Source organism: Hymenobacter daeguensis (assembly GCF_054780555.1).
On sequence record NZ_BAAGWC010000002.1, the window covers coordinates 171,875 to 198,842 of the forward strand.

At 60.2% G+C, this 26,968-nt stretch carries 17 protein-coding genes; 16 read left to right on the plus strand and 1 reads right to left on the minus strand.

Annotated features, from left to right (window positions below):
* The first annotated feature begins 64 nt into the window (after window positions 1–64).
* The 12 genes from ACYVHT_RS04380 (at window position 65) to ACYVHT_RS04435 (ending at window position 13,664) form a co-directional block, all read left to right on the plus strand.
* Window positions 65–3,613, plus strand: a complete 3,549-nt coding sequence (locus ACYVHT_RS04380; RefSeq protein ID WP_460548360.1) for a DUF4175 family protein — start codon at window positions 65–67, stop codon at window positions 3,611–3,613.
* A gap of 164 nt (window positions 3,614–3,777) precedes the next feature.
* Window positions 3,778–4,224: an ATP-binding protein gene (locus tag ACYVHT_RS04385; protein WP_460548362.1), complete on the plus strand. Its 447-nt coding sequence runs from the start codon at window positions 3,778–3,780 to the stop codon at window positions 4,222–4,224.
* 6 nt (window positions 4,225–4,230) lie between these two features.
* Window positions 4,231–4,728, plus strand: a complete 498-nt coding sequence (ybeY, locus tag ACYVHT_RS04390; protein ID WP_460548364.1) for an rRNA maturation RNAse YbeY — start codon at window positions 4,231–4,233, stop codon at window positions 4,726–4,728.
* Between the two features lie 73 nt (window positions 4,729–4,801).
* Entirely contained in the window at window positions 4,802–5,722 is a 921-nt protein-coding gene (locus ACYVHT_RS04395; RefSeq protein ID WP_460548366.1) for a hypothetical protein, read from the plus strand.
* A gap of 71 nt (window positions 5,723–5,793) precedes the next feature.
* Window positions 5,794–6,519 (plus strand): GNAT family N-acetyltransferase, encoded by a 726-nt coding sequence (locus ACYVHT_RS04400; protein ID WP_460548368.1) that lies wholly within the window; start codon window positions 5,794–5,796, stop codon window positions 6,517–6,519.
* A 233-nt stretch (window positions 6,520–6,752) separates the two neighbouring features.
* Window positions 6,753–8,621 carry a tRNA uridine-5-carboxymethylaminomethyl modification enzyme MnmG/GidA gene (gene mnmG, locus ACYVHT_RS04405; protein WP_460548369.1) on the plus strand — a complete coding sequence of 623 codons (1,869 nt, stop codon included), beginning with the start codon at window positions 6,753–6,755 and terminating at the stop codon, window positions 8,619–8,621.
* A gap of 115 nt (window positions 8,622–8,736) precedes the next feature.
* Complete coding sequence (locus tag ACYVHT_RS04410) at window positions 8,737–9,645, plus strand: class I SAM-dependent methyltransferase (protein ID WP_460548372.1); 909 nt, start codon at window positions 8,737–8,739, stop codon at window positions 9,643–9,645.
* Window positions 9,645–9,935 carry a hypothetical protein gene (locus ACYVHT_RS04415; RefSeq protein WP_460548374.1) on the plus strand — a complete coding sequence of 97 codons (291 nt, stop codon included), beginning with the start codon at window positions 9,645–9,647 and terminating at the stop codon, window positions 9,933–9,935. Before ACYVHT_RS04410 ends, ACYVHT_RS04415 begins: the two co-directional genes overlap by 1 nt.
* Window positions 9,919–11,553, plus strand: a complete 1,635-nt coding sequence (locus tag ACYVHT_RS04420) for an Ig-like domain-containing domain (RefSeq protein ID WP_460548377.1) — start codon at window positions 9,919–9,921, stop codon at window positions 11,551–11,553. The genes ACYVHT_RS04415 and ACYVHT_RS04420 overlap by 17 nt, the downstream gene beginning before the upstream one ends.
* 78 nt (window positions 11,554–11,631) lie before the next feature.
* Complete coding sequence (locus ACYVHT_RS04425; RefSeq protein ID WP_460548379.1) at window positions 11,632–12,102, plus strand: hypothetical protein; 471 nt, start codon at window positions 11,632–11,634, stop codon at window positions 12,100–12,102.
* 465 nt (window positions 12,103–12,567) lie between these two features.
* Complete coding sequence (locus ACYVHT_RS04430) at window positions 12,568–13,062, plus strand: DUF4385 domain-containing protein (protein ID WP_460548382.1); 495 nt, start codon at window positions 12,568–12,570, stop codon at window positions 13,060–13,062.
* Window positions 13,063–13,178: 116 nt separating this feature from the next.
* On the plus strand, window positions 13,179–13,664 hold the full coding sequence (locus ACYVHT_RS04435; RefSeq protein ID WP_460548384.1) for a hypothetical protein: 486 nt from the start codon (window positions 13,179–13,181) through the stop codon (window positions 13,662–13,664).
* A 186-nt stretch (window positions 13,665–13,850) separates the two neighbouring features.
* Here ACYVHT_RS04435 and ACYVHT_RS04440 read toward each other — a convergent pair whose 3' ends face one another.
* Window positions 13,851–15,254 carry an inorganic phosphate transporter gene (locus ACYVHT_RS04440; protein WP_460548386.1) on the minus strand — a complete coding sequence of 468 codons (1,404 nt, stop codon included), beginning with the start codon at window positions 15,252–15,254 and terminating at the stop codon, window positions 13,851–13,853.
* Between the two features lie 314 nt (window positions 15,255–15,568).
* Here ACYVHT_RS04440 and ACYVHT_RS04445 point away from each other — a divergent pair, with 314 nt between their 5' ends.
* The 4 genes from ACYVHT_RS04445 to ileS all read left to right on the plus strand — a co-directional run bounded on the left by ACYVHT_RS04445 (window position 15,569) and on the right by ileS (window position 26,866).
* Complete coding sequence (locus ACYVHT_RS04445) at window positions 15,569–17,074, plus strand: glycine--tRNA ligase (RefSeq protein WP_460548388.1); 1,506 nt, start codon at window positions 15,569–15,571, stop codon at window positions 17,072–17,074.
* A 154-nt stretch (window positions 17,075–17,228) separates the two neighbouring features.
* Window positions 17,229–20,657 (plus strand): DUF7948 domain-containing protein, encoded by a 3,429-nt coding sequence (locus tag ACYVHT_RS04450; RefSeq protein WP_460548390.1) that lies wholly within the window; start codon window positions 17,229–17,231, stop codon window positions 20,655–20,657.
* A gap of 136 nt (window positions 20,658–20,793) precedes the next feature.
* The gene (locus tag ACYVHT_RS04455) at window positions 20,794–23,238 is read left to right on the plus strand and encodes an efflux RND transporter permease subunit (protein WP_460548392.1); all 2,445 of its coding nucleotides are present in this window, start codon (window positions 20,794–20,796) and stop codon (window positions 23,236–23,238) included.
* A gap of 130 nt (window positions 23,239–23,368) precedes the next feature.
* Window positions 23,369–26,866 carry an isoleucine--tRNA ligase gene (gene ileS / locus ACYVHT_RS04460; protein ID WP_460548394.1) on the plus strand — a complete coding sequence of 1,166 codons (3,498 nt, stop codon included), beginning with the start codon at window positions 23,369–23,371 and terminating at the stop codon, window positions 26,864–26,866.
* Window positions 26,867–26,968: the final 102 nt, after the last annotated feature.

Genomic DNA, 26,968 nt, shown 5'->3' on the forward strand with positions numbered 1-26,968 from the left:
AAAACGAACCAAGCCCCCCCATCCTGATGTATCTTTCCCGACTAAGACCTGATTTATGGCGGTGATGATTAAGCAAGGCGCCGCGGCGGCCGAATACCCCGCGCTGGCACGGGTGCGGACGGAACTGGAAGCCTTCAAGCGCAAATTCTACCTCAACCTGCTGGTGCGGGGCGGGCTGGTGGCGGGGGGACTACTGCTGAGCTTTTTCGTGGTGTTCAACGGGCTCGAATACTTCCTGTACCTGCCCACGGTGGTGCGGGCCGGGCTGCTGTTCGGCTTCATCGGCCTCACCATGTACAGCTTTGCCCGCTGGATTTGGACGCCGCTGGCGGCCCTCACCAACCTGCGCCGGCTGCTGAGCGACGAGCAGGCCGCCCGCCGGGTAGGGGAGCTGTTTCCCGAAGTGCAGGACCGCCTGCTGAACTCCCTGCAGCTGCAGGGCCAGGCCCGCGACAACGCCCTGATTGCGGCCAGCCTGGAGCAGCGCGCCGCGCAAATGGACGACATTTCCTTCGCCAAGGGCATCGACATTCAGCAGCAGAGCAAGCCGCTGTGGAAGTACGCGGCCATTCCGGCGGCCGTGCTGCTGCTGCTGCTGGCATTTTACCCCAGCTTTCTGGTGCAGGGCACCGAGCGCATCTGGCACTACAAGCGGGCGTATTCGCCGCCCGCGCCGTTTCAGTTTGTGATTAAAAACCCTAAGCTGACGGCGTTCAAAGGCGAGGATTTTACGTTGGACGTGGGCGTGGCGGGCCAGGCCCTGCCGGCTGATGTGAGCATTGCGTTTGATGAGGGCGAGCGCAAGCTGAGCAAGGTGACGGGCCGGGGCGACCAGTTCCGCTACACGTTTGAGCAGCCGCAGGGCGACGTCACGTTTCAGCTGAAAGGCGCCGGGTTTGCCTCGCCCGAATACCAGCTCACGGTGCTGGAGCGGCCCAACCTGCGCGATTTCAAGGTCAGTATCACTTACCCGCCCTACACCGGCAAGGCCGCCGAAACCATTGAAAACGGCGGCAACCTCACCGTGCCGGAGGGCAGCACGGTGCGCTGGGAATTTGCCACTGCCGCGACGGACGAGTTGGCCCTCGTATTCCAGAACCCCGACGAAACCCTGGCCGCCACCGGCGACGACGGCACCTTCACGGCCGAGCGGCGGGTGCTGCGCTCGCAGCCCTACCTGCTGCGCCTGAAAAACCCGGCCAGCCTCAACCGCGACCCCATTTCCTACCAGCTCACGGCCGTGCCCGATTTGCCGCCCACGCTCACGCTGGAAGCTTTTTCGGACACCGTGACCCGGCGCTACCTGGCGCTGGGCGGCACCGTGCGCGACGACTACGGCCTGACCCGCCTGGAGCTGCACTATGCCCTGCGCCGCGCCGGTCAGGGGCCAAATTCGACGCCGAGCCGCGTGGGCGCCACGCCGCTGGGGCTGCCCCGCGAAAGCGCCGGCACTTACGCCTACACCTGGAACCTGAACGCGCTGAACCTGCAGCCCGGCGACCGCCTCGAATACTACGTGGAGGCCTGGGACAACGACGGCGTGCACGGCCCCAAAGCCACCCGCACCCGCCCGGCCGAGTTCCGCCTGCCCAGCCGGCGCGAGCTGCGCCAGGAAATGCAGGCCCAGGCGCAGTCCGTGGCCAGCCAGATGAGCCAGGCCGCCAAGCAGAGCGAGAAGCTGGAGCGCGAATTGGCCAAAGCCCAGGACAAGCTCAAGACCAAGCGGGACCTGAGCTTTCAGGACCGCAAGCAGCTGGAAAACATGCTGGACCAGAAAAACCAGCTCAACCAGCAGATGGAGCAGATGCAGAAGATGTTCGACCAGCTGCAGCAGAAGCAGGACCAAGCCAGTCCCAAAAGCGAAGAGCTGGCCAAGAAAGCTGAGGAGCTGAAAAAACTGATGGCCGACCTGCTCGACCCCGAAACCAAGAAGCTTTACGACAAGCTGCAAAAGCTGCTGGAAGAAAAGAAGCAGCCCGATGCCGAGATGCAAAAGCTGCTGCAACAGCTCGAAAACAAGGAAGACACCCTGCAAAAAGAGCTCGACCGCGCCCTCGAAATGTTTAAGCAGATGCAGCTGGAGCAGAAGGCCGAGGAAACCGCTAACAAGCTCGACGAGCTGGCCAGGCAGGAGGAAAAGCTGGCCGAAAAAACCGAGAAAAACGACAAGGACAACCCCGATAACAAGGCCTCAAATCAGGACCAGAAAGCCAAGCAGGAGGAACTCAAGAAGGAGCAGGCCGAAAACCAGAAGGAGTTCGATGACCTGAAAAAGGAGCTGCAGGAGCTGAAGCAGATGGACAAGGAGTTCGGCGACCAGAACGGCATGGACGAGCAGAAGCCCGAGCAGGAGCAGACCGACCAGGACATGCAGGACAGCCAGCAGAGCCTGAGCAAAAACCAGAACAAGAAGGCCGCCGGCAACCAGAAAAGCGCTGCCTCGCGCATGAAAAAGATGGCGCAGAAAATGCGCGACCAGATGAGCGAGGAGGAGAGCGACCAGGCCCAGCAGAACATCGACGACCTGCGCGACATCCTCGAAAACCTGCTCACGCTAAGCTTCGACCAGGAGCAGCTGATGAAGGATTTCCGCAAAGTGGACCAGTCGGACCCGCGCTTTGTGCAGCTGGGCCAGACCCAGCGCAAGCTGCGCGACGACGCCAAGATTATCCAGGATTCGCTGTATGCGCTGGCTAAGAAGGAGCCCAAAATTCAGAGCTTCGTGACCCGTGAGGTGGGCGAGATGAACGGCCGCATGGACGAGTCGCTCACCCACATTCAGCAGCGCGACCTGGGCCGCGCCACCGCCACCGAGCAGCAGGCCATGACCAGCATGAACAACCTCGCCCTGATGCTGCAAAGCTCCCTGCAGCAGATGCAGCAGGAGGCCCAGGAAGGCAAAGGCGCACCCAAAGACGGCCAGGGCAAGCCCGGCAAGAAAAAGGGCAAGGGCAAAGGGCAAGGCCAGGGCAGCAAGCCCGGCCCCGGCAGCATGGGCCAGATGCAGAAGCAGCTCAACGAGCAGATTCAGAAGCTTTCGCAGAGCGGCAAAACCGGCCGCGCCATGAGTGAGGAGCTGGCCAAGCTGGCCGCCCAGCAGCAGATGCTGCGCCAGGCCATGCAGCAGCTCGATAAGATGCAGCAGGGCGGCAAGCCCGGCGGCTCGCAGGGCCAGAGCGGCCAGGGAGGCGAGGGCCAGGCCGGCCAGGGGCAAAGCAAGAATGGCAAAGAAGGCAAAGAAGGCGGCGACCCCACCGGCAAGGACGGCAAAGGCAAGGGCGACCAGGGCATGGGCGGCACCGGCGACCTCAAGAAGATGATGGAGCAGACCGAAACCGACCTCGTGAACAAGCGCCTGACCGAGGAAACCATGATGCGCCAGCAGCAAATCCTGACCCGCCTGCTGGAAGTGGAAAAATCGGCCCGCGAGCGCGACCAGGACACCAAGCGCGAGGCCCAGGCGGCTCAGTACAAACCCCCGGTTTTCCCGCCGGCTTTCGACAAATACAAGGTCAGCAAAGAACGCCAGACCGAATTACTACGTAGTACACCGCCCAACCTCACGCCGTATTATCAGCGCGAAGTGGGCGAGTATTTTCAAAAAATAAAGTAAATCGAAACATCTTCCCATCCTTATGGGATGCAGTTTCGTTAACCAATTAATGCACTGTCAGAACCGCGCTGCGCGGGGCAATTGAAATTGTTGCGGCGCTTTGCAGCCAAAACACTATTTTTGCCGCCCCTAAGCAGCCGCCGTCCTTCCTATTAAACCGCCTTATGAAGCAGGTAAAAATTCAGATTCCGTCGCTCGTTGAGAATATCCGCGTGGTCGAAAGTTTCATCGACAACTCCAAGGATACCTTTCAGATTGAGGACGATATCTACGGCAACATCATGGTGGCCGTGACCGAAGCGGTGAACAACGCCATCCGGCACGGCAACAAGTTTGACAAGGACAAGAACGTCTATCTGTCGCTGTACGTGGAACCCCAGCAGCTCAAATTTGAGATTGAGGACGAAGGCGCAGGCTTCAACTACGACAACCTGGACGACCCCACGGCCCCCGAAAACCTGGAAAACCCCGGTGGTCGGGGCATCTTCCTCATCCGCCACCTGGCCGATGAGGTAGAATTCACGAAGGAAGGCCGCCGCGTGCTGCTCACGTTCCAGCTGGCGCCTGCCCCCACCGACGAAGCCTCGAATGCCGACCACATTGCTGCTTAAAAAAGTATGATGAGCACCCCGCCGGTGGGCCCGCCCCACCACGAGTCGTTCCCACCCGGCGAGCTGCACCACGAGGCACCCGGCATTGAGTTTATGGTGGAGGACGTGCCCGAGTTCGAGCTCTCCGATGCCGAAGGCGTGATTGACTGGATTGAGCGCGTGGCCAAGGTGCACGAGCACCGCATCGTGCAGCTCACCTACATCTTCTGCTCCGACGACTACCTGCATCAGCTCAACGTCGAATACCTCGACCACGACACGCTGACGGATGTTATCACGTTCGATAATTCCGACGACGCCGACATTCTGGAAGGGGATATTTTCATCAGTGTGGAACGGGTACGGGAGAATGCTCAGGACCTCGGCATCAGCTTCCGCGACGAGCTGCACCGCGTCATGATTCATGGTGTGCTGCACCTGCTCGGCTACCAGGACAAGGACCTGCTGAGCCAGACGGCCATGCGCAAGAAGGAAGACTACTGTCTATCTTTGCGGGCTTTTTAATTGTTATAGCGGTTTGAAAAAAGTGCCCTTCAGCTTTAGTAAGCACGTGGCCTAAAGTTGAGTAAATAGCCTGATGGAAAAGAAGATAGTAGTTGTCATCACCTACAAGACACTTTATTTCTTCACCAGAATCTGCTGCGCCAGCGTCCGGTATTTTTATCCCGACGCAGATATTTACATCGTTAAGGACAACTTGGCGGGCGAGTTCGACACCACCGAAATGGAGGAAGCCCTCAACGTAAAGGTGTTGGATTTGGGCAAAGACAAATATGGCTGGTCGGCGGCCAAGGTGCACCTGCTGGCGTCGGACAAGTTTAAGGGGCAGCGCGTGTTCAGCATCGATTGCGACATTGTGCTGGCGGGCCGTTTCCTGGACGATTTGTATCAGAAAACCGCCGGGGCCGACTTCGTGATGGACCCCGATTATGACGCCGACATTACCAGCAAAGAGTTCAAGGGCCACTACTATACCCTGGATACCGTCAAGGGCATCGACCCCAGCTTTGAGTATCCGGGCTATGCGTTTAATGGCGGGCAGGCCATCATCACGACGGGCAAGGTGACGCCGGAAGTGCTGGCTCCGTATTTCGACCTCACGACGTTTCCATATTACAAGCGCTTCGACATTTTCCCGCAGGCCGACCAGTCGCTGCTGAACTACATCCTGCCTTCGCTGGAGCAACAGGGTAAGATTAAAATTGCCCCCGTCAAGTTTATGCTCTGGAGCAACGAGGCAAAAACGCAGACGCTGGAGCTAGCCAGGATTAAGGAAGGCAATTCGTACCCGTATGTCATTCACTGGGCCGGAGTGCTCCGTGTGCCCTACCTCGATAAGATGACCCGGCCCGACATCCTCCATTTTTTTGAGGATTACTATTATTCCAAAGTTCCGTTTGGCGAGGCAAAGAAGAAGGTCCGGGCGCTGCTCGGCATTTCCGATTTTTACCTGCGTAATTTTTACGTTAAAAACATCCGGCCGCTTATCAAGAAGTAGCCTTGATGGCACCGGCTGGGCATTCGGACAGATGTCGGCTGCTGCTGAACGCCGTGGCCTGACTGCATTTTATGGCTGCCTCCTCGTCTGACTTCCCCATCCTCCGGGGCGATGCGCTGGATTTTTACTTGGCGCAGGGCTACTACCGCATGCAGCAGGACCTGTTTACCTGCCAGTTCGTGCCCTTCGATGGCCGCCTCTACACCGCCCACTGGCTGCGGCTGGACCTGGCCCGCGTGCAGTGGGGCCCCGAGCAGCGCCGGCTGCTGCGCCGCAACGCCCGGTTCACGGCCACCATTCAGCCGTTTCGCCCCCGGCCGGAATACGAGGAGCTGTACGCCCGCTACCGGCAGTCCATCACCTTCGATGCCGCTCCCACCGTGGACGATGTGCTGCTGGGCGGGGCAGAGCACAATGTATTCAATACGGGCATCATTGAGCTGCACGACGATGGAAACTTGATAGCCGCCGGGGTTTTCGATTTGGGTGAGCGCGCGTTGGCCGGTATTCTCAATTTCTACGACCCAGCCTATCGTCAATACAGTCTGGGCAAGTATTTGATGCTGTTGAAAATAGAATATGCCCGCCGCCTGCAGCTGGCACATTACTACCCCGGCTACCTCATCCACAGCTATCCGAAATTCGACTACAAGCTGTTTGCCTGCGCGACGGCGACAGAGGTTTTTGATTGTGTCAGGGGCCGCTGGCAGGCTTTTGCCTGGGATGACGTGGCTGCACAATCGGCCGAGCTGCTGGCCGACTGGCTGCCCGATGAGTTGGGCGGGCTGTCGGTGTAGAGCAACCCCAAACAGCTACGGTGCTGCTTAATCCAAATCCTGAAACCCGCAACTCGTTTCACGTGAAACCGGCTGCGGATTTTTGATTGCGTAATTTTGTAGCTGTCAACGCCGGGTGAGCTTTTTTCAGGCAGGTTCTCGCAAAGTTGAAATCAAGTTTCGCAAAGCTTGGTTCTGGCTTTTATCGCCCTGGCGAGACTTCCATTTTAACCTCCGCGAAACTTCGCGCTCCTATGTTTCAGCAAGAAGAATACGACGTCATTGTAGTGGGCGCGGGCCATGCCGGCTGCGAAGCCGCCGCCGCCGCCGCCAACCTCGGCTCGAAAGTGCTGCTGGTGACGATGAACATGAACACAATCGCCCAGATGTCGTGCAACCCCGCCATGGGCGGCGTGGCCAAGGGCCAGATTGTGCGCGAAATCGACGCGCTGGGCGGCCAGTCGGGCATCATCACCGACCAGACCATGATTCAGTTTCGGATGCTGAACCGCTCGAAAGGCCCCGCCATGTGGAGCCCGCGCGCCCAGAGCGACCGCATGCGCTTCGCCGAAGCCTGGCGCCTGACGCTGGAAGGCATCGCCAACGTCGATTTCTGGCAGGAAGCCGTAACCAGCATCGTGGTGGAAAACGGCACGGCGGTGGGCGTGAAAACGGCCCTTGGCATTCAGTTTCGCGGCAAGTCGGTGGTGCTGACGAACGGCACCTTCCTGAACGGGCTTATTCACATCGGCGAGAAGAATTTCGGTGGCGGCCGGGCGGCCGAGAAGGGCAGCCGCGGCATCACCGAGCAACTGGTGGAGCTGGGCTTCGAGGCCGGGCGCATGAAAACCGGCACCCCGCCCCGCGTGGACGGCCGCAGCCTCGACTACTCCAAAATGGAAGCCCAGGGCGGCGACGAGGTGCCGAGCAAGTTCTCCTACCTCGATACGCCGCGCCTCACGCAGCAGCGGCCGTGCTACATCACCTACACCAACGAGCGGGTGCACGACATCCTGCGCGAGGGCTTCGAGAAGTCGCCCATGTTCCAGGGCCGCATCAAGGGCCTGGGGCCGCGCTACTGCCCCAGCGTGGAAGACAAAATCAACCGCTTCGCCGACAAGGACCGCCACCAGATTTTTGTGGAGCCCGAAGGCTGGAGCACCGTGGAATGCTACATCAACGGCTTCAGCAGCTCGCTGCCCGAGGACGTGCAGTACCGCGCCCTGCGCGAAATCGCGGGCTTCGAGAATGCCAAGATGTTCCGCCCCGGCTACGCCATCGAGTACGACTTCTTCCCGCCCACCCAGCTTTCGCTCACGCTCGAAACCAAGCTGATTGCCGGGCTGTATTTCGCGGGCCAGATAAACGGCACCACGGGCTACGAGGAGGCTGCATGCCAGGGCCTGATGGCCGGCATCAACGCCCACAACAAGGTGCACGGCAAAGCGCCCTTCGTGCTGAAGCGAAGCGAGGCCTACATCGGCGTGCTCATCGACGACTTGGTGAACAAAGGCACGGACGAGCCCTACCGCATGTTCACGAGCCGCGCCGAGCACCGCATTTTACTGCGACAGGATAATGCTGACCTGCGCCTCACGCCGCTGGGCCACGAGCTGGGCCTGGCCTCGGATGAGCGCCTGGAGCGCGTGCGGATGAAGGAAGCCCAGACCGCCGAAATCGGCGTGCTGTTCCAGAAATTCGCCATCGAGCCGGCCGAAATCAATCCGCTCATGGTGGAGCTGGGCTCGGCCGAAATCCACGAGAAAACCCGCGCCGTGAACCTGCTGCGCCGCCCCAACGTGGAGCTGGCCGACCTGCGCCGCGCCCTGCCCGCGCTGGATGCCGCCCTGGCCGCCTACGACGCCGAGGCGCTGGAGCAGGCCATCATCAACATCAAGTACGAGACGTATTTGCAGAAGGAGCAGCAGCAGGCCGAGCGCATGCAGGAGCTGGAAAATTTCGTGATTCAGGGCCGGCTCGACTACCGCGCCATGCCCGCCCTCTCGCACGAGGCCCGCGAAAAGCTGCTGCGCATTCAGCCCGAAACCATTGGACAGGCCTCGCGCATCAGCGGCATTTCGCCGGCCGACGTGTCGGTGCTGATGGTGTACCTTGGCCGATAATTTGGAAATGAGGAATGAAGAATGAGGAATGAAGAATGGGCCGAAAGCAACTGCGCGGGCCTTTTCCCTTTCGCTAATTCTTCATTCCTCATTCTTCATTCCTCATTAAAAAAGAGTGTCTTACGAACGTTTAGATAATTGCCCGGTCTGTGGCAAAACCGACTTCAAGAACAAGCTGGTGGTGGAAGACCGCACGGTGAGCCACGAGAGCTTTGCCATTGTGCAGTGCGCGGCGTGCAGCTTTCAGTTCACTAACCCGCGGCCGAACGAGGCGGAAATCGGCAAGTATTACGAGTCGGACGCCTACGTGTCGCACAACAGCGCCGCCCAGGGCTTTGTGAACCAGGCCTACAAGGTGGCGCGGTTTTTCACCATGCGCCGCAAGGTGGGCTTGCTGAATAAGCTGGCGCCGCGCCGGGGCAAATTGCTGGACTATGGCTGCGGCACCGGCCACTTTCTGAAAGCGGCGAAGTCGGCCGGCTGGCAGGTGGCGGGCCTGGAGCCCAACGCCCGCGCCCGCGAGGAGGCCAGCCAGCGCCTCGGCCAGCCCATTGGGCAGGAAAGTCTGGTGCAGTTTCAGCCCGGCACGTTCGATGCCATCACGCTCTGGCATGTGTTGGAGCACGTCCATACGCTGAACGAAACGCTGGCCCAGCTGGTGGCGTTGCTGAAGCCCGACGGCGTGCTGCTGATTGCCGTGCCCAACGTGGAAAGCCTCGACGCGCAGCACTACCGCGAGCTGTGGGCCGCCTACGACGTGCCCCGCCACCTCTACCACTTCGCGCCCAAAACCATGGCCCAGCTGCTCAAAAAGCACAAGCTGACCATCCGCCAGACGCTGCCCATGCCGCTCGATGCCTACTACGTGAGCATGCTCAGCGAGAAGCACAAGGCCGAGCGCGCCGGCGGGCTGGTGACGGTGCTGAAGGCTGGCTTCGCCTCCAACCGCTATGCCGAAGAGCACGACGGGCAGTATTCGAGCCTGCTCTACGTGGCCGGGCGGCGCACCCCGGCCGGCGCCTGATGCGACGGGCGGCGCGGTGGCAGCTGGTGGTGGTAGCAGGCCTGCTGGCCGCTGCCGCCCGTGCCCAAACCGTGCCGGCGCCGGCTGCCGCGCCGGCGGGCACGCCCCGTACCGATTCCCTCAAAACGCCGCACCCCACCTTTGTGGCCGATACCACCCGGCGCGTCGTGGTCGTTGACACCACCGAGCCCACCAATGCCGTGACGCGCCGGACGGGGCTGCGCATCGGGGCGGCCATCGTAGTTATTACCCTCACCACGCTGCTGTTGTATAATGTCCGTTCGCGCTGAATTGCTGGCTTTGCTGGCGCTGGTTGCCCTGCTTGAAAGCTGCGCCGCCGTGGCTCCGCCCCTGGGCGGCCCGCGCGACCGCACGCCCCCGCGCCGCATCAGCAGCGTGCCCGATAGCGCGGCCCGCAACGTGAAACTGCAGCTCATCCGGCTCAATTTTTCGGAGCCCGTCATCACCAAGGACCTGAGCAAAAACCTGCTCATCACGCCCCAGCTGCCGGCCGACAACCCTTACAAGCTGCGCGAAGACCGCAACTCCATCTCGCTGCTGTTCGACAAGCCCCTCGACGCGAACACGACCTACACCTTCAATTTCCGCGAAGGCGTGGTGGACATTACCGAGGCCCTGCCGGCCAAGAATGCCTACCTCACCTTCAGCACCGGGGCGGTGCTCGATTCGGGCAAAGTGAGTGGCACTGTTACCGACGTGCTTTCGCTCCGGCCGGTGGCCGAAGCCAGCATCGGCCTCTACCGCGAGGGCGATACGCTGGGCGTGCGCAAGGGCCGGCCCTACTACACCGTGCTTACCGATAAAGACGGAAAATTCAGCCTGAATTTTCTCAAGGACGGCCGCTACAACCTGTATGCCGTGGCCGATAAGAACAACAACGGCAAGTTCGACGAAGGCGAGAAAATTGCCTACCTGCCTGCGCCCATCACCATTGCGGGCAGCACCACCCAGCCCTTCGCCCTGGTGCTCACCCAGCCCGACAAGCGCCCGCCGCTGCTCACCACCCGCACGCCCGGCGCCACGCAGCTGCGCCTGGCTTTCAACGAAGGCCTGCGCACAGCGGTGCTGGGCACTTTGGGCACCGCCGCCGTTCTGCCTGCCGTAGGCGAAGCCGTGCAGCTTGAAGAGCGGGGCCGTACCGTGGTGGTGTATAAAACGCCCGAAGTGGGCGACGGCCGCTACCTGCTCACGGCCACCGACAGCACCGGAAACGTGGCCCACGATACCCTCAACATCAAGTTTCCGGTGCCGGCGGCCACGGCCAAAAAGACCGTCAGCCCGCCGCTCTATTCGGTGGAAGGCAGCCCGCGCTCCGTGTACCCCGAAGGCCAGGTCAAATTCGTTTTCAACGTGCCCGTACGCCTCGCCAAAGACCGTCCTTTCGGTACGCTCATCGAAGACTCTGTGAAGCGCCGCCCGCTGCGCCTGCCCGCCGATGGCACCCTCGATGCCGACCGGACAAAGCTGGCCGTGCGCTTCAATTCCAAGGCCAAAACCCGCCTCGAAATCGTGCTCGACAGCACGGCCATCACCACCATCACGGGCCAGAACCTGCGCCTGAAGCCGCTGCGCCTCGGCATCAGCGAGCAGGACGTTTCGACCAGCCTGTCGGGCACCATCACCACTACGGCCAGGAATTTCGAGCTGCAGCTGCTGAGCGAAAAGTTCGAGCTAATCTCCAGCCTGAACTCGCCCAAAGGCAGCTACCTGTTTTCCGACATGCCGCCCGGCACCTACCGCCTGCGCGTGCTCATCGATGCCGACGGCGACGGCCGCTGGCGCGGCGGCGACCCCAATCTGCTCCTCGCCCCCGAGCCGGTGTACCTCGACCCCAATCCGCTGAAAATTCGCGCCGGCTTCGACATCGTAGAGAACCTTAAATTTTAACTACTGCAATGCCGCGTAGCGGCGGCCGTTTTGCTCAGCATCATGGGGCAGGCGATTTAAAAACTGGTTTGGCGTTGCGTGGCCACCCTACCTGCCGCTCCTCAGCAGCCACGCGCCTACGTCGCTGGCCTGGCGCCGGGCGGCTGGCGCGCCTGCCAGCATGGCTGCTTGCTAAATGAGTTAGCACCAAAGCAGTTCAGCAGCGTCGCAGAAAATGCCTTTCTGCCGGTTTTGGCTTCGTTTCTCCTTTACCGGCCTTTTCCCCACCTGTGGATAGCTGCTCCGATTTTCAGCTGCGGAAACACTGAAAACACCCGCCATTTTCCACATTGGTGGATAACTCAAGTCGATTTCCAGTTACTTGGGCCCGTTTTTCGGGTTATTCCACCGCTTTTCCACGGGGTTTTCCACAGCGGTTTCGTGCCGGGGATGATTTCGGGGATAACCTGGGGGAAACATTGCCGCCACACGGGGATAAGTGGGGCAGAAGTTTTTTTGGTAAATCCGGAAGCCACACAGGGCAAAACGGGCGGGGATAAGCGGGGATAACTTTCCCCGGCCAAAACGCCTTCCCACACCGCCCATTTTCGTGGGGACAGGAAAATGTGGAAACCCGGTGGACATGTTGAAAAACGAATTATCGACTAGATAATCAGTGCTTTATTTTCCACAATGCCGGTGGATAGTGCGTGGATAAGACTGTCGTTTCCCCCACGTTATCCACGCTGGGGATAACCCTTTGGGCTTTTCCACTTATCAACCGACCTAATGAGTGGAAACAAAAAGAGTTTTTTAGAAAAAAATTTAATCAAAAAATAAAAGTGGGGAAAACCGGGAAAAGACATTCCTCCGATTCGGGCCCGGCGCCCGTGGTTTTCGAAAAACCTGCCCAGCGGCCCTCGCGCTAAAAATTGGAGCAGCCGGTGCGCAAAGCAGCGCAAGCCCCGGGTTATCCCTGCCGCTTTGTGGAAAAGTGCGTAAAGAGGGCTAAAGCCACCCTTGCGCCTATTCGCCATGCCGTTCGATTACACCCTCGATTTCCACACCACGGATTTCCGCCAGCACCCGGAGCTGTACCGCGTAGGGCGGGGCGAGCAGGGCGTGCTGCTGGTGCAGCCCTACAAGGGCGAAATTTTGCCCCACTGGCGCTTCAAAGACGCGGCGGCGGCCCGGGAGTCATCGGAGACGATTCACGGCCTGTTTGAGGCGTATTTGAAGGCCCACGATTTTGTGGGGGCCGACATGGCCCGCAAATTCATCCAGATGGGCTTCACCCGGGCCCGGCGCTACGCCAACCACAAAGGCGGCAAGAAATACGACGGCCCCGTGCCCGACGACAAGAAAGGCCAGAGCGGTGCCCACGGCCGGGCCGAGCTGCCCCGCAATCCCCACCCTGATGTGGATAAGGTGGAAGCCGCCGCCATTTTCAAGCGCAAGTGGGACGAGGCCAAGGCCAATCCGGAATACATCCGGCAGAAGGAGGCGTTTGTGGAAAAGTATGGGAAATAACGATTAGTGGTTAACGGGTAAGAATTAATGGCCCGAATCCTCAATCATTAACCGCTAGCCATTAACCACTAATCATTACCGCCCTACCTTTGCCTACTATCCTTTACCCCAACCCCATGAGCACCCCCCAACCCTCCAGCATCGAGGAAAACGAAATCATTCTGGGCACCGGCATGGGCCCGCTGCGCTTCGGCGCCACCATGGACGAAGTACGCACCCTCGTGGGCGAGCCCGAGGAGATTGAGGAGTCGGACGACGACGACGATTTCGAGCACCAGGCCTGGAACTACCACGAGGAAGAGTACCTGCTCTCGCTCTACTTCGACCGCGAAGACGACTTCCGCCTGAGCTGCATCGAAACCGACAACCCCAACATGCGCCTCTTCGGCGAGGCCATCTTCGGCCTGAGCGTGGACCAGGTGAAGGCCATCATGGCCCGCCACAACCAGCCCACGCCCGAACTCGAAACGATGGAAGAAGGCGCCGTGCGTCTGTCCTACGAGAAGTCGATGATTGACTTATACTTCGAGGAAGGCGAGCTGCAATTCGTGAATTTCGGCGTGTTTATCAACGACGACATGGAGGTGCAGTGGCCCAAGTAGGCCGGAGTTTATCCACATTTCCCCGGGTTTTCTCTGTGGATAAGTGGATAAGTAACTAAAAACAGGGCGGTTATCCCCGTTTCTGGAACGCAAACCCAAAACGGGCCTCATACTCCAGTTTTGGTTATCAGCAAAAAAGGCTGCCCGATTGGGCAGCCTTTTTTGTGTTTTCCAGGTTCGGGGCGCTTAGCCGAGCACGGCGCGGAACAGCAGAAACAGCAGGCCCGACAGCACCATGGTGACGGGCAGCGTGAGTACCCAGGCCAGGGCAATGTTGCGCACCATGCCGGGGTTGATGTTCTTCACGCCGCGGCTGGCCACCATGCTGCCCGCAATGCTGGAGGTGAGCACGTGCGTGGTGGAAGAGGGCAGGCCGAACTGCGTGCTGATGCCAATCATGGCGGCGGCTACCAGCTCGGAGCTGGCGCCCTGCGCGTAGCTCAGGTGCTCCTTGCCGATGCGCTCGCCGATGGTTTTCACGATGCGCTGCCAGCCAATCATCGTGCCCACGGCCAGCGATAGGCTCACCATCAGCAGCACCCACCAGGGGGCGTAGTCGGTGAAGGTTTTCATCTCCTTGGTAGCCGCGTCGTAGATGTTGCGGTCCTGGGTGCTGAGGCTCACGTTGGGCGAGGCCAGCAGCTTTTTCGACTGGTTGGCGAGCAGCAGCACGTCGCGGCGGATTTCGAAGCGCGCTTGCTGGGGCAGGTCCTTCACGTTGGTCTTGCCTTCGAAGATGCGGTCCAGGTCAGCGGTTTTGGCTTGGATTTCCGTGAGGGATTTCTGGTCGTTGGGGCTGAGGTCGGCGCGGTTGACGCGGTTGATGACGTACTCGATTTTGCCCAGCGACTCGCGCAGGTCGAGCGGGTTCTTGGTTTCGTCGAGGGCGAAGCGGAAGGGCACGATGCCAATCAGAATCAGCATCACGAGGCCCACGCCCTTCTGGCCGTCGTTCGAGCCGTGGAAAAAGCTCACCAGCGTGCAGGTGGTGATGAGGGTGAGGCGAATCCAAAGGGGTGGGGGCTTGCGCTTGTGCGGCTCCTTGAAAATGGCCTTGCTGGGCACGAAGCGCTTAAACAAAAACATCATGCCGATGGTGAGCGCGAAGCCCAGCAGTGGCCCGACCAGCAGGGCAATGCCGGTTTCGCCGGCCTTGCTCCAGTTCACGGCCGCGCCGCGCGAGTCGGGCAGCAGCGAGAAGGCGATGCCCACGCCCAGAATCGAGCCGATGAGGGCGTGCGAGCTGGAGGCCGGAATGCCGTAGTACCAAGTGCCCACGTTCCAGATGATGGCGGCCAGGATGAGCGCGCCCACCATGGCAATGCCGTGGTACACGTTCTGGTCGACCAGCGTTTCGACGGGCAGCAGGTAAATGATGCCCATGGCCACGCCAATGCCGCCGGCAAACACGCCGATGAAGTTCCAGAACGCCGACCACACCACGGCCACCCAGGGGCGCAGGGCGTTGGTATAAATAACGGTGGCCACGGCGTTGGCCGTGTCGTGGAAGCCATTCACGAACTCGAACGCGCAGGCCGCCAGCAGGCAAATGCCAAGAAGCAAAAGCACGTGAGGTTCTAAACCAAACATAAAATGCGGTTTTGTGGGAAATTGATTGTAATCATGGGCCAAAGGTAGGCAGGTTGCTTACAGACGCTATGTTACCGAATTGTGACGTGAGCAGAAACAGGTATCAAAAAAGAACGTCATGCTGAGCGCAGCCGAAGCGCCTCGCGGGCAGTCGTAAACCAATCGTTGCGGGAGAAAGGATTAGTGGCAGCACGCGAGATGCTTCGGCTGCGCTCAGCATGACGTTCTTATAATAGTAGCGTGGCGACGGGCCCGATTTTGCGCCTTCTACGCACAAGTTTCAGCTTCAGCCGCATCGGCCTACTTTTGCGGGCATGAATCCAGCATCAGAACCCGCGCAACTAAAAGATATCGTGGCCCACGCCAAGGAATACGGCTTCGTGTTCCAGTCCTCGGAAATCTACGACGGCCTGGCCGCCGTGTACGACTACGGCCCCAACGGCGTGGAGCTGAAAAATAACCTCAAGCGCCTGTGGTGGGACGCCATGACCCAGCTGCACGGCAACGTGGTGGGCATCGACGCGGCCATTTTCATGGACCCGCGCACCTGGGAAGCCAGCGGCCACGTGGCGGGCTTCAACGACCCGCTGATTGACAACCTCGACAGCAAGAAACGCTACCGCGCCGACGTGCTGCTCGAAGAAAAAGCCGCCGAATACGAGAAAAACGGCGAGCTGACCCGCGCCGAAACCCTGCTGGCCGAGATGGGCCGCCTGCTCACGGCCAACGACCTGGCCGGCGTGCGCCAGCTCATCATCGATGAAAACATCAAGTGCGCCGTATCGGGCACCGGTAAGTGGACCGATGTGCGCCAGTTCAACCTGATGTTCTCTACCCAAGGCTCGGCCGTGGACTCGGACGCGCCGCCCGTGTACCTGCGCCCCGAAACGGCCCAGGGCATCTTCGTGAACTTCCTGAACGTGCAGAAGTCGGCCCGCATGAAAGTGCCGTTTGGCATTGCCCAGATTGGCAAGGCCTTCCGGAACGAGATTGTGGCCCGCCAGTTCATCTTCCGCATGCGGGAGTTTGAGCAGATGGAGATGCAGTTCTTCGTGCGCCCCGGCACCGAAGGCGAGTGGTACGACACCTGGAAGGCCGCCCGCCGCAAGTTCCACGAGGCCATCGGCCTGCCGGCCGAAAAGCTCCGCTTCCACGACCATGATAAGCTGGCCCACTACGCCAAGGCGGCCGTGGATATCGAGTTTGAATTCCCCTTCGGCTTTAAGGAAATCGAGGGCATTCACTCGCGCTCCGACTTCGACCTGACCCAGCACCAGAACCTGAGCCGCAAGAAGCAGCAGTACTTCGACGCCGACATCGACCCCGCCACCGGCAAGGCCTACGGCAATTACGTGCCCTTCGTGGTGGAAACCTCGGTGGGCGCCGACCGCCTGTTCCTGGCCACGCTCTGCAACGCCTACCAGGAAGAAACCATCACGGAAGGGGAGGGCGACGCCCAGCAAACCAAAACCCGCACCTTCCTGAAGCTGCACCCGGCCCTGGCCCCGGTGAAGGCCGCCATCTTCCCGCTGGTGCGCAAAGACGGCATGCCCGAGAAAGCCCAGGAAATCTTCGACGCGCTGAAGTACGACTTCCGCCTCGTGCTGGAAGAGCGTGATGCCATCGGCAAGCGCTACACCCGGCAGGACCTCATCGGCACGCCCTTCTGCATTGTGGTGGATGGCCAGACGCTGGAGGACAACACCGTGACCGTGCGCCACCGCGACTCGCGCGAGCAGACCCGCATGGCCATTGCGGAGCTGCGCGCCTACATCGGCGAGGCCGTGAGCCCGCGCCGCATCTTCGAGCAGCTGGGATAGCAGGCAGGCGCACGGTGAGCCTTTCGAATATAAATTCACAAAAAGTTCATTCAGATTCAAAAAAGTCGGTCAGTTCGGTAAGCTTCTTGCTTAGCGAACTGACCGACTTTTTTGATTAAAACCTTACGCTTCATTTTTTCCCTTTCCACATTTTATGAACCTAACGAATACTACGCTGCAGCTTGGGCTTGTTTTAGCTTCGCTGCCGGCACTGGCGGGCCCGCCTACCGTAGTGGCTCCGGCTCCGGCTACCGCCATCGAGTTTGTTGCCAACCAACGGCAGTGGGACAAGCCGGTACTGTTTGCCGCTGACGTGCCCTCCGGCCGCTTGTTTCTGGAGCACGGCCGGCTGGTGCAGGCGCTTTACGACGGCAAGCAGGTAGAGGAACTGCACCACAAGACGGCCGCGCCATCGGCCAAAGAGCGCATTCGGGCGCACGCGTACTCCACCACGTTTGTGGGGGCCAACCTGGACGCAGCCGTGAAGGGCGAAACCCAGCTGCCGGGCCTCAACAACTACTTCCTGGGCAACGACGAGAGCCGCTGGGCCAGCAACGTGCCTGGCTACGGCGAGGTGCGCTACGAAGCCCTGTACCCCGGCATCGACCTGCACTTCTACAGCAAGGAGCGGGTGCTGGAATACGACTTTGAAGTGGCCGCCGGGGCCGACGCCCGGCGCATTGCCCTGCGCTACGCCGGCCAGACCAAGCTGAGCGTGGTGGACGGGGCCCTGCACATCGGGACCAGCGTGGGCACCGTGGTGGAGCAGCGCCCCTACGCCTACCAACTGGTGGAAGGCAAGCGCCAGCGCGTGGCCTGCGAGTACGCCCTGAGCGCCGGCAATACCGTGAAATTTGCGCTGCCGCAAGGCTACAACCACGACCTGCCGCTCGTCATCGACCCCGTGCTGGTGTATTCGAGCTACAGCGGCTCGTCGGCCAGCAATTACGGCTACACGGCTACCTACGACTCGCTGGGCAACCTGTACTCCGGTGGCGTGGTGTTTTCATTGGGCTTCCCGACCACGGTGGGCGCGTATAGTGCCATTTTTTCGGGCAGTCAGGACATTGGCATCATCAAGTATAACCCTACGGCCACGACCGGCCCGGCCAGCCGCCTGTATGCTACCTACATCGGCGGCAACCTCGACGACCACCCCCACAGCCTGGTGGTGGACGGGGCCGGCAACCTGGTGATTCTGGGTTCGACCAGCTCGACCAACTACCCGACTTCGACCACGGCGTACGACCGCACGGCCAACGGCGGGGCCGACATTATCCTGAGCAAGCTGAACGCCACGGGCTCTACGCTGCTGGCCTCTACCTTCCTGGGCGGTAGCGCGAACGATGGCCAGGTGACCGGCGTGCTGAACAACAACTACGGCGACAACTACCGCGGCGACGTGACCGTTGACCGCCAGAACAACATCTACATCGCCTCCATCACGCAGTCGACCAACTTTCCCACCACGGCGCAGGCGTTCCAGCGCACCTCGGGCGGGGGCATTTCCGATGCCGTGGTGGCCAAGCTCAATACCGGCCTCACGGCGCTGACGTGGAGCAACTACCTGGGCGGCAACAATACCGATGCCGGCTACTCGATTCAGCTCGATAGCGTGAACAACGTGTTTGTGGGCGGTGGCACGGTCAGCGCCAACTTCCCGGGCACAGCTGCCGGCTTCAAGTCGCTGTACTCGGGCGGTTCGGCCGATGGTTTCGTGTCGCGCATCTCGGCCGCCGGCGATGACCTCGCGCAGAGCACCTACTTGGGCACCAGCAGCTACGACCAGACTTATTTTGTGCAGCTCAACAAGCGCGGCGAAGTGTATGCCTACGGCCAGACCGATGGCGTGTACCCCATCACCACCGGTCTGTACGGCAATCCCAATAGCCGGCAGTTTATTCAGAAGCTGAATGCCCGGCTTACCTCCGGCATCTATTCTACGGTCATCGGCAACGGAACGGTGGGCCAGATTTCGCCCACGGCGTTTCTGGTGGACAACTGCGGGCAGATTGTGATTTCGGGCTGGGGCGGCAACAACGCCGGGATGCCCGTGACGCCCAACGCCATTCGGAGCACGGGTGGCACGGGCAGCTTTGGCTATTTCTACATTGCCCAGCTTTCGGGCGATGCCCAGAACCTAGTGTATGCCACGTTCTTCGGCAACGGCTCGGCCCACGTCGATGGCGGTACTTCGCGCTTCGATAAGCGGGGCATTATCTACCAGTCGATGTGCGTAGGCACGGGCGTGCTGCCCACCACGCCCAATGCCTGGTCGGCCACCAACGGCTCGAGCTGGAACAATGCGGCGTTCAAGATTGACGTGCTGCAGCTCACGGCCACGTTTGTGCCAACGGTTACTTCCACCAGCACGGTTCGGGTGGCCAATCTTTGCACGCCCGCCACGTTCTATTTCAACCGGCCGAACTCAGCCGGCACCAGCACGCTCTGGAACTTTGGCAACGGCCAGACTTCCACCCAGGCCAACAACGCCACCACCACCTACACCACGCCCGGCAAATACGCCGTGCGCCTCACGGTTTTCGATACCAACAACTGCCTGCAGAGCGTCACCACCGTCGATACCGTGACGGTGTATGCCGTGCCGCAGCCCCGCGTGGCCGCCAGCGCCCGCCAAACCATCTGCGTGGGCTCGTCGGTCACGCTCTCGGCAACCAACCAATCGACGGGGATGCCCAACGTGACCTATACCTGGACGGCCCCCGGCCAACCCACCCGCACGGGAGCCAGCATTACGGTGAGCCCGGCTGTGACAACCAAGTACACCATCACGATTGCGACGCCGGCTAACGTGGGCGGCTGTTCGGCCACCGACACGGTGACGGTGAAAGTTATTCCCCGCCTCACGGTATCGGCCGGCCCGGCCCGCACCATCTGCGCCGGCACACCTACCACTCTGAGCGTGGCGGATTTCGGCGCGGGCTCTACCTACACCTGGACGGCCCCCGGCCAGCCCACCCTCACGGGGCGCACCATCACGGTGAGCCCCACCACGAATATCCGCTACCTGGTGCGCGTAGTGAACCCTACGGGCTGCTTGGGGCGCGACTCGGTGCAGTTCACCATTCCGACGCCGCCCGTGCTGGCCGCTACCGCCAGCTCTCCCAATCTGGTGAACAAGCCGGTTAGCTTCATCAACACCACGACCGGGGCCACCAGCTACCGCTGGGATTTCGGCGACAACACGCCCACCAGCACCGAAGTAAACCCCACGCACGTGTACACGGCCCCCACTACCACCACGCCCTACCAGGTGCGCCTGACGGCCGTTTATGGCCCCGGCTGCGAAGCGTCGCTCATTGTGCCGGTGCCCGTGCGCGGCTTCGATACGCCCAACATCATCACGCCCAACGGCGACAAGCTCAACGACACTTTCCGCCCCTTTGTGACTACCAGCAAAGTGGATATCCAGATTTTCAACCGCTGGGGCCGCCTGGTGTATGAGCAGAAGGATTACGCCGGCACCTGGGGCGATGAAAATACGCCCGTGGGCCTCTATTACTACCGCCTCGAAAGCGCCACCGGCGAAAGCTGGAAAGGCTGGCTTGAGGTCGTGAAATAACCCTTTCCTCGTTTCCCAGATTGCCTCACCGCTCCCGGCCTACCCCCGGGAGCGGTTTTGTTTTTAGTTGTTGGCTGATGCGCGCAAAACGCGCCCGCGCCGCGCTTACGTAACTTTGCCTCTTTACAAGGATTTTATGTGGGAAAAGCTCGCCGTCTTCATCATCCGATTCCGCCTCACGTTGGTCGCGGTGCTGGCCGTCATCACGGTTTTCATGGCCTACAAAGCCAAGGACGTGGAAATGACCTACGACTTCGCCCAGGTGGTGAGCGAGCAGGACCCGGACATGCTCTACTTCAAGCAGTTCAAGCGAACGTTTGGCGAGGATGGCAATGTGCTGGTTATCGGCATGCAGGACAGCTCGGTGTACAAGCTGGGCAATTTCAATGAGTTCCGCATCCTGACCGATACGCTGGCCAAAGTGCAGGGCGTGAACGGCGTGCTCAGCGTAAGCAAGCTGCTCAACATCACGAAGGACACAACCAATAACAGCTTCAAGGCCGCCCCGATTTTCAGGAATCCACCCCGCTCGCAGAAGGAGCTCGACAGCCTGATGCGCGTGGTGAACAGCGTGGAGTTCTACAAGGGCCAGCTCATCAGCCCCAGCACCGGGGCTACGCTGCTGGCTCTTACGATGGACCCCAAGTACCTGAATTCCTCGAAGCGGCAGGCGGTGATGAACAACATTCTGGGCTTCGCCGCGCAGTTTGAGAAGAAAACGGGTATCAAGCTGCACTACGCCGGCCTGCCCTACGTGCGCTCCACGATGACGAGCAAAGTGGCCGGGGAGATGAAATTCTTCACTATCCTGGCCATGATTGTGACCGGGATTACGCTACTGGTGTTCTTCCGGACGTGGTCGGCGGTGGTGTTTCCGCTCATTGTGGTAGGCGTCACTGTCATCTGGTGTATTGGCTCGATTGTGCTGCTGGGCTTCAAAATCAACCTGCTCACAGGCCTGATTCCCAGTATCATTATCGTTATCGGCATCCCGAACTGTACCTACCTGCTTTCGCGCTACCACTACGACTACCGAAAATCGGGCAACCAGATGCTGGCCATGACGCGGGTAATCCGCAAAATCGGCCTCGTGACCCTGATGAACAACACGACCACGGCCGTGGGCTTCATCGTGTTTGCCTTCACGGATATTGCCATTCTCTACCAGTTTGGCCTGGTCGCCACCATCAACATTTTCGCGGCCTTCATTATCAGCTTCATCCTGATTCCGGCCGCTTTCACCTACCTGCCGCCGCCCACGCCCAAGCAGCTGGAGCACCTCGACGCCGCGCCCCTTACCAAGCTGCTGGAGTTCTTCGACCACCTCGTGCTTGACCGCCGGCCCACCGTCTACATCGCCGCGCTGGTGCTGGTGGCGGGCGCCGCTATCGGTATCTCGCGCATCGAAGCCGTGTCGTACATGGTGGACGACCTGCCCAAGAAAAGCTCCGTGAACTCCGATTTGGCCTTCTTCGAAAGCCACTTCAATGGCGTGATGCCGCTGGAATTCGAGGTCGACACGCACAAGAAAAAGGGCCTTTTCAAGCTGAAAAACCTGGAAAAAATCGACCAGTTCGAGAAGTACCTGCGGACGCAGCCGGAGCTGTCGCCACCCGTCAGCCTGGTGACTTTCCTCAAGGCCAGCACCCAGGCGTTCTACAACGGCAACCCGTCGTTTTACCGTCTGCCCGATAACTCGGAAAAAAACTTCATCCTCAGCGCGCTGGCTAACTCGGGTGGCTCGGCTGGTGGGGCGGGCATGAACAGCAAGCTGCTGCGCTCCTTCATCGACAGCACGAGCCAGAAAGCCCGCATCAGCCTGAAAATCGCCGACATCGGCTCCCAAAACCTGGACACGCTGATGAACACGAAAATCATCCCGGAGATGAATCGCATCTTCAAAGGCACAGGCATGGACATCCGCCCCACGGGCACGACCATCATCTTCACCAAGGGCAACGAGTACGTCATTCACACCCTGCGCGACAGCCTGTTCATGGCCTTCGGGCTGGTGGGTCTGGTGGTGCTCATCCTCTTCCGCTCGTTCAAAACGGTGCTTTTTGCCCTTATCCCCAATGCCGTCACGCTGATTCTCACGGCCGGCATCATGGGCTATTTCAACATCGCGCTCAAGCCCAGCACGGCCCTGATTTTCGTGATTGCGCTGGGGATTGATGGGGATAACTCCATCCATTTGCTGGCTAAATTCCGCCAGGAAATGGCGCTGAACGGCGGCCGGGTGCGCGAAGCCGTATCCGTCACGCTGAGCGAGGCGGGCACCAGCATGATATACACCAGCATCGTGCTATTCGTGGGTTTCAGCATCTTCGCCTTCAGCGAATTTGGCGGCACCAAGGCGCTGGGAATGCTAATGTCGGCGTCGCTGTTGATAACCAACTTCTCCAACCTGATACTGTTGCCCTCGCTGCTCGTGACCTTTGAGCACGGCAAGGGCGACACGGATACCAACGCCCTCATTCGCCACTACGACGAGTCGTACCACGAGGAGGACGATGACGCCGACCTGAACCTGAAAGAAATGCACAAAGCCTCTGATTACGAAGGCGATTACTCAATCTAGAACGATGTAGAGACGCATATTTGCGTCTCGTCGTCTGCGCCGTGCAGGCCTCGTTTGCCCTGAAATTCTATCGATTACCGTTCAACGACGAGACGCAAGTATGCGTCTCTACATCGTTCTAAAACTGACAATGAAATACCCCGAATACAAGCAGCCGCTCAACTACGGCCAGCTCGGCGAGGACATCCTCGCCTGGTGGAAGGAGCACGGCATCTTTGAAAAGAGCGTGAGCAGCCGCGAAGGCCAGCCCACGTTCGTGTTTTACGAAGGCCCCCCGTCGGCCAACGGCGCGCCCGGCATCCACCACGTCATGGCGCGGACGGTGAAGGACATCTTCGGCCGCTACCAGACGCTGCTGGGCAAGCAAGTGCCCCGCAAAGGCGGCTGGGACACCCACGGCCTGCCCATCGAACTGCAGGTGGAGAAGGAGCTGGGCATCACGAAGGAGGATATCGGCAAGAAAATCAGCGTGGAGGATTATAACCAGCGCTGCAAGGAAACCGTCATGCGCTTCAAGGCGCAGTGGGACGACCTGACCGAGAAAATGGGCTACTGGGTCGACCTCAACGACCCCTACGTGACCTTCGAGCCGGAATACATCGAGAGCTGCTGGGCACTGCTCAAGAAGCTCTACGACAAAGGCTTGCTCTACAAGGGCTACACCATCCAGCCGTATTCGCCAGCCGCCGGCACCGGCCTGTCGTCGCACGAACTGAACCAACCCGGCACCTACAAGGACGTGAAGGACACGACCGTGGTGGCACAGTTCAAGGTGAAATGGGATGAGAAGTCCGAGAAACTTTTTCAGAAGGTGCTTCAACTAAAGGAAGATACTCAATTTCTGACAGAAACAGAAGGCGGATATCTGCCTAAGTCTTTGATAGGCGCGTCTGGTAATGTATTCTTTCTTGCATGGACAACTACTCCTTGGACTTTGCCAGCGAATACAGGATTGGCTGTTGGCAAGAACATAAAATACCTTTTGGTTCGCACTTATAACCCTTATACTGAAGAGGCAATCCACGTAATACTAGCAAAAGATTTATTCGCTAAGTATTTTTTCGCTAATGGGTTGGATTTAATTAAAGGTCAGGGTTATAAAGACAATAATTCTAAGCTCTTAGATAAAGCAGGTAAAATAACTGCGTGGTTAATTGACGGTGAATTCACCGGCGCCGACCTAATCGACATCAAGTACGAGCGCCTGTTCGATTTCACGCCGTTTGAAGGGCAGGAGCGGGCTTTCCGCGTCATCAACGGTGACTTCGTGACCACGGAGGACGGCACGGGCATCGTGCACATCTCGCCCACGTTTGGCGCCGATGACTTCCGGGCCGCGCAGCTGGCCGACATCCCGGCGCTGATGGTGCCGGATGCCGAAGGCACGCTCGGCCCCATCGTGGACCGGACGGGCCGCTACGTGCCCCAAATGGGCGAGTTCGCGGGCCGCTGGGTGAAGAATTACGACGGCCACGACGAATCCGGCGCCGACTATAAAACGCTGGACGAGAGCATCGTCATCAAGATGAAGGGCGACGGCACGGCCTTCAAAGTGGAGAAGTACGAGCACACCTACCCGCACTGCTGGCGCACCGACAAGCCCGTGCTCTACTACCCGCTCGATTCCTGGTTCATCAAGACCACGGCGGTGAAGGACCGGCTCATCGAGCTCAACAAAACCATCAACTGGAAGCCCGAAAGCACCGGCACCGGCCGCTTCGGCAACTGGCTGGAGAACCTGGTAGACTGGAACTTAAGCCGCTCGCGCTACTGGGGCACGCCGCTGCCCATCTGGCGCACCCAGGACCGGACGGAGGAAATCTGCATCGGCAGCATCGCCGAGTTGAAGGCGGAGATTGACAAGGCCGTGGCGGCCGAAATCATGACCCACAACCCCTACGCCAACGGCGAAAAAGTGGACCTGCACCGGCCATACGTGGACGATATTTTCCTCGTCTCGCCCACCGGCCAGCCCATGTACCGCGAGCCCGACCTCATCGACGTGTGGTTCGACAGCGGCGCCATGCCCTACGCGCAGTGGCACTACCCGCTCGAAAACGAGGGCCAGTTCCAGAAGAATTTCCCCGCCGATTTCATCGCTGAAGGCGTGGACCAAACGCGCGGCTGGTTCTTCACGCTGCACGCCCTGGCCGTGATGCTGGAAGACTCCGTGGCTTTCAAAAACGTGATTGCCAATGGCTTGGTGCTTGCTAAGGACGGCCAGAAGATGAGCAAGCGCCTCGGCAACGCCGTCGACCCGTTTGCCACTATCAAGCAGTTCGGCCCCGATGCCACCCGCTGGTACCTCATCGCCAACGCGCCACCGTGGGACAACCTCAAGTTCGACCCCGCCGGCGTGACCGAAGTGCAGCGTCGTTTCTTCGGCACGCTGTTCAATACGTACTCGTTCTATGCGCTTTACGCGAACCTGGACGAGTTTCAAACCAGCGAATTCGACCGCGTGCCGCACGCCGAATTGAGCGAGCTGGACCGCTGGGTGCTGAGCAAGCTGCAGTCGCTGATTGTGGAAGCACGCGGGCATTTGGACAACTACGACCCCACGAAGGCCGCCCGCGCCATCCAGGATTTCGTGACCGACCAGCTCTCGAACTGGTACGTGCGCCTCTCGCGCCGCCGTTTCTGGAAGGGCGAACTGACTCAGGATAAGCGCGCTGCCTTCGAAACCCTGCAGGAATGCCTGGTGGTAGTGGCGCAGCTGATGTCGCCCATCGCGCCCTTCTTCGGCGAGTGGTTGTACAAGAACATGACCGACGGCATGCGCGCCGAAGCCGTGGCCAAAAACACGCCCCTGGCCCCCGAGTCGGTGCACCTCACGCTGCTGGTGGAAGCCGACACGGCCCGCATCGACCCGAAGCTGGAGGAGCGCATGGAGCTGGCCCAGCGCATCAGCTCGCTGGCCCACTCGCTGCGCAAAAAGTCGGTGCTGAAGGTGCGCCAGCCCCTGCAACGCATCCTGGTGCCGGTGCTGAACGATTCGACCAAGGAGCAAGTCGGCCTTGTGGAGGACCTGATTTGCGCCGAAATCAACGTGAAGCACATCGAATTCCTCGACGACGAGAGCGAAAGCGGCGTGCTGGTGAAGTCGGTGAAGCCCAATTTCAAGCGCCTCGGCCAGCAATACGGCCCGCGCCTGAAGGCCGTGGGCGCCCGCATTCAGCAGATGACGGCCGCCGAAATCTCGAAGCTGGAGAAGGAGGGAAGCCTCGCCGTGGAAGTCGATGGCCAGCCCATCACGCTTGCTCCCGACGATGTGGAAATCCGCACCGACGACCTGCCCGGCTGGCTCGTGGCCACCGACGGCCCCCTCACCGTGGCCCTCGACGTGACCCTGACCGACGAGCTGCGCCAGGAAGGCCTCGCCCGCGAGCTGGTGAACCGCCTCCAGAACCTGCGCAAAGACTCGGGCCTGGAAGTGCAGGACAAAATCCGCGTCACGCTGGCCGACCAGCAGCCCGAGCTCACGGCCGCCGTGGCCGCGTTCGGCGACTACATCCGCACCGAAACGCAGGCCCTCGCCCTCACGTTCGCGGCCGACGTGAACGGCGGCTCGGTGCTCGAATTTGATGACTACTCTGTGCCGGTTCGGTTGGAGGTCGCAACTGCCTGATGCTGAACGACTCGCCGGGAGGTGAAATCCCCGGCGAGTCCTCGGCCGTACAAACACTCAATAAGCTCGTCTTTGGTCGCACAAAACCTCAGATAATCAGTT

Excerpts from the sequence above, each read along its gene's own strand:
- ACYVHT_RS04385 (WP_460548362.1), top strand. The coding sequence starts at position 3,778 with ATGAAGCAGGTAAAAATTCAGATTCCGTCGCTCGTTGAGAATATCCGC.
- ACYVHT_RS04395 (WP_460548366.1), top strand. The coding sequence starts at position 4,802 with ATGGAAAAGAAGATAGTAGTTGTCATCACCTACAAGACACTTTATTTC.
- ACYVHT_RS04400 (WP_460548368.1), top strand. The coding sequence starts at position 5,794 with ATGGCTGCCTCCTCGTCTGACTTCCCCATCCTCCGGGGCGATGCGCTG.
- ACYVHT_RS04435 (WP_460548384.1), top strand. The coding sequence starts at position 13,179 with ATGAGCACCCCCCAACCCTCCAGCATCGAGGAAAACGAAATCATTCTG.
- ACYVHT_RS04445 (WP_460548388.1), top strand. The coding sequence starts at position 15,569 with ATGAATCCAGCATCAGAACCCGCGCAACTAAAAGATATCGTGGCCCAC.
- ileS (WP_460548394.1), top strand. The coding sequence starts at position 23,369 with ATGAAATACCCCGAATACAAGCAGCCGCTCAACTACGGCCAGCTCGGC.
- ACYVHT_RS04450 (WP_460548390.1), top strand. The coding sequence starts at position 17,229 with ATGAACCTAACGAATACTACGCTGCAGCTTGGGCTTGTTTTAGCTTCG.
- ACYVHT_RS04380 (WP_460548360.1), top strand. The coding sequence starts at position 65 with ATGATTAAGCAAGGCGCCGCGGCGGCCGAATACCCCGCGCTGGCACGG.
- mnmG (WP_460548369.1), top strand. The coding sequence starts at position 6,753 with ATGTTTCAGCAAGAAGAATACGACGTCATTGTAGTGGGCGCGGGCCAT.
- ACYVHT_RS04430 (WP_460548382.1), top strand. The coding sequence starts at position 12,568 with ATGCCGTTCGATTACACCCTCGATTTCCACACCACGGATTTCCGCCAG.
- ACYVHT_RS04455 (WP_460548392.1), top strand. The coding sequence starts at position 20,794 with ATGTGGGAAAAGCTCGCCGTCTTCATCATCCGATTCCGCCTCACGTTG.
- ACYVHT_RS04440 (WP_460548386.1), bottom strand. The coding sequence starts at position 15,254 with ATGTTTGGTTTAGAACCTCACGTGCTTTTGCTTCTTGGCATTTGCCTG.
- ACYVHT_RS04415 (WP_460548374.1), top strand. The coding sequence starts at position 9,645 with ATGCGACGGGCGGCGCGGTGGCAGCTGGTGGTGGTAGCAGGCCTGCTG.
- ybeY (WP_460548364.1), top strand. The coding sequence starts at position 4,231 with ATGATGAGCACCCCGCCGGTGGGCCCGCCCCACCACGAGTCGTTCCCA.
- ACYVHT_RS04420 (WP_460548377.1), top strand. The coding sequence starts at position 9,919 with ATGTCCGTTCGCGCTGAATTGCTGGCTTTGCTGGCGCTGGTTGCCCTG.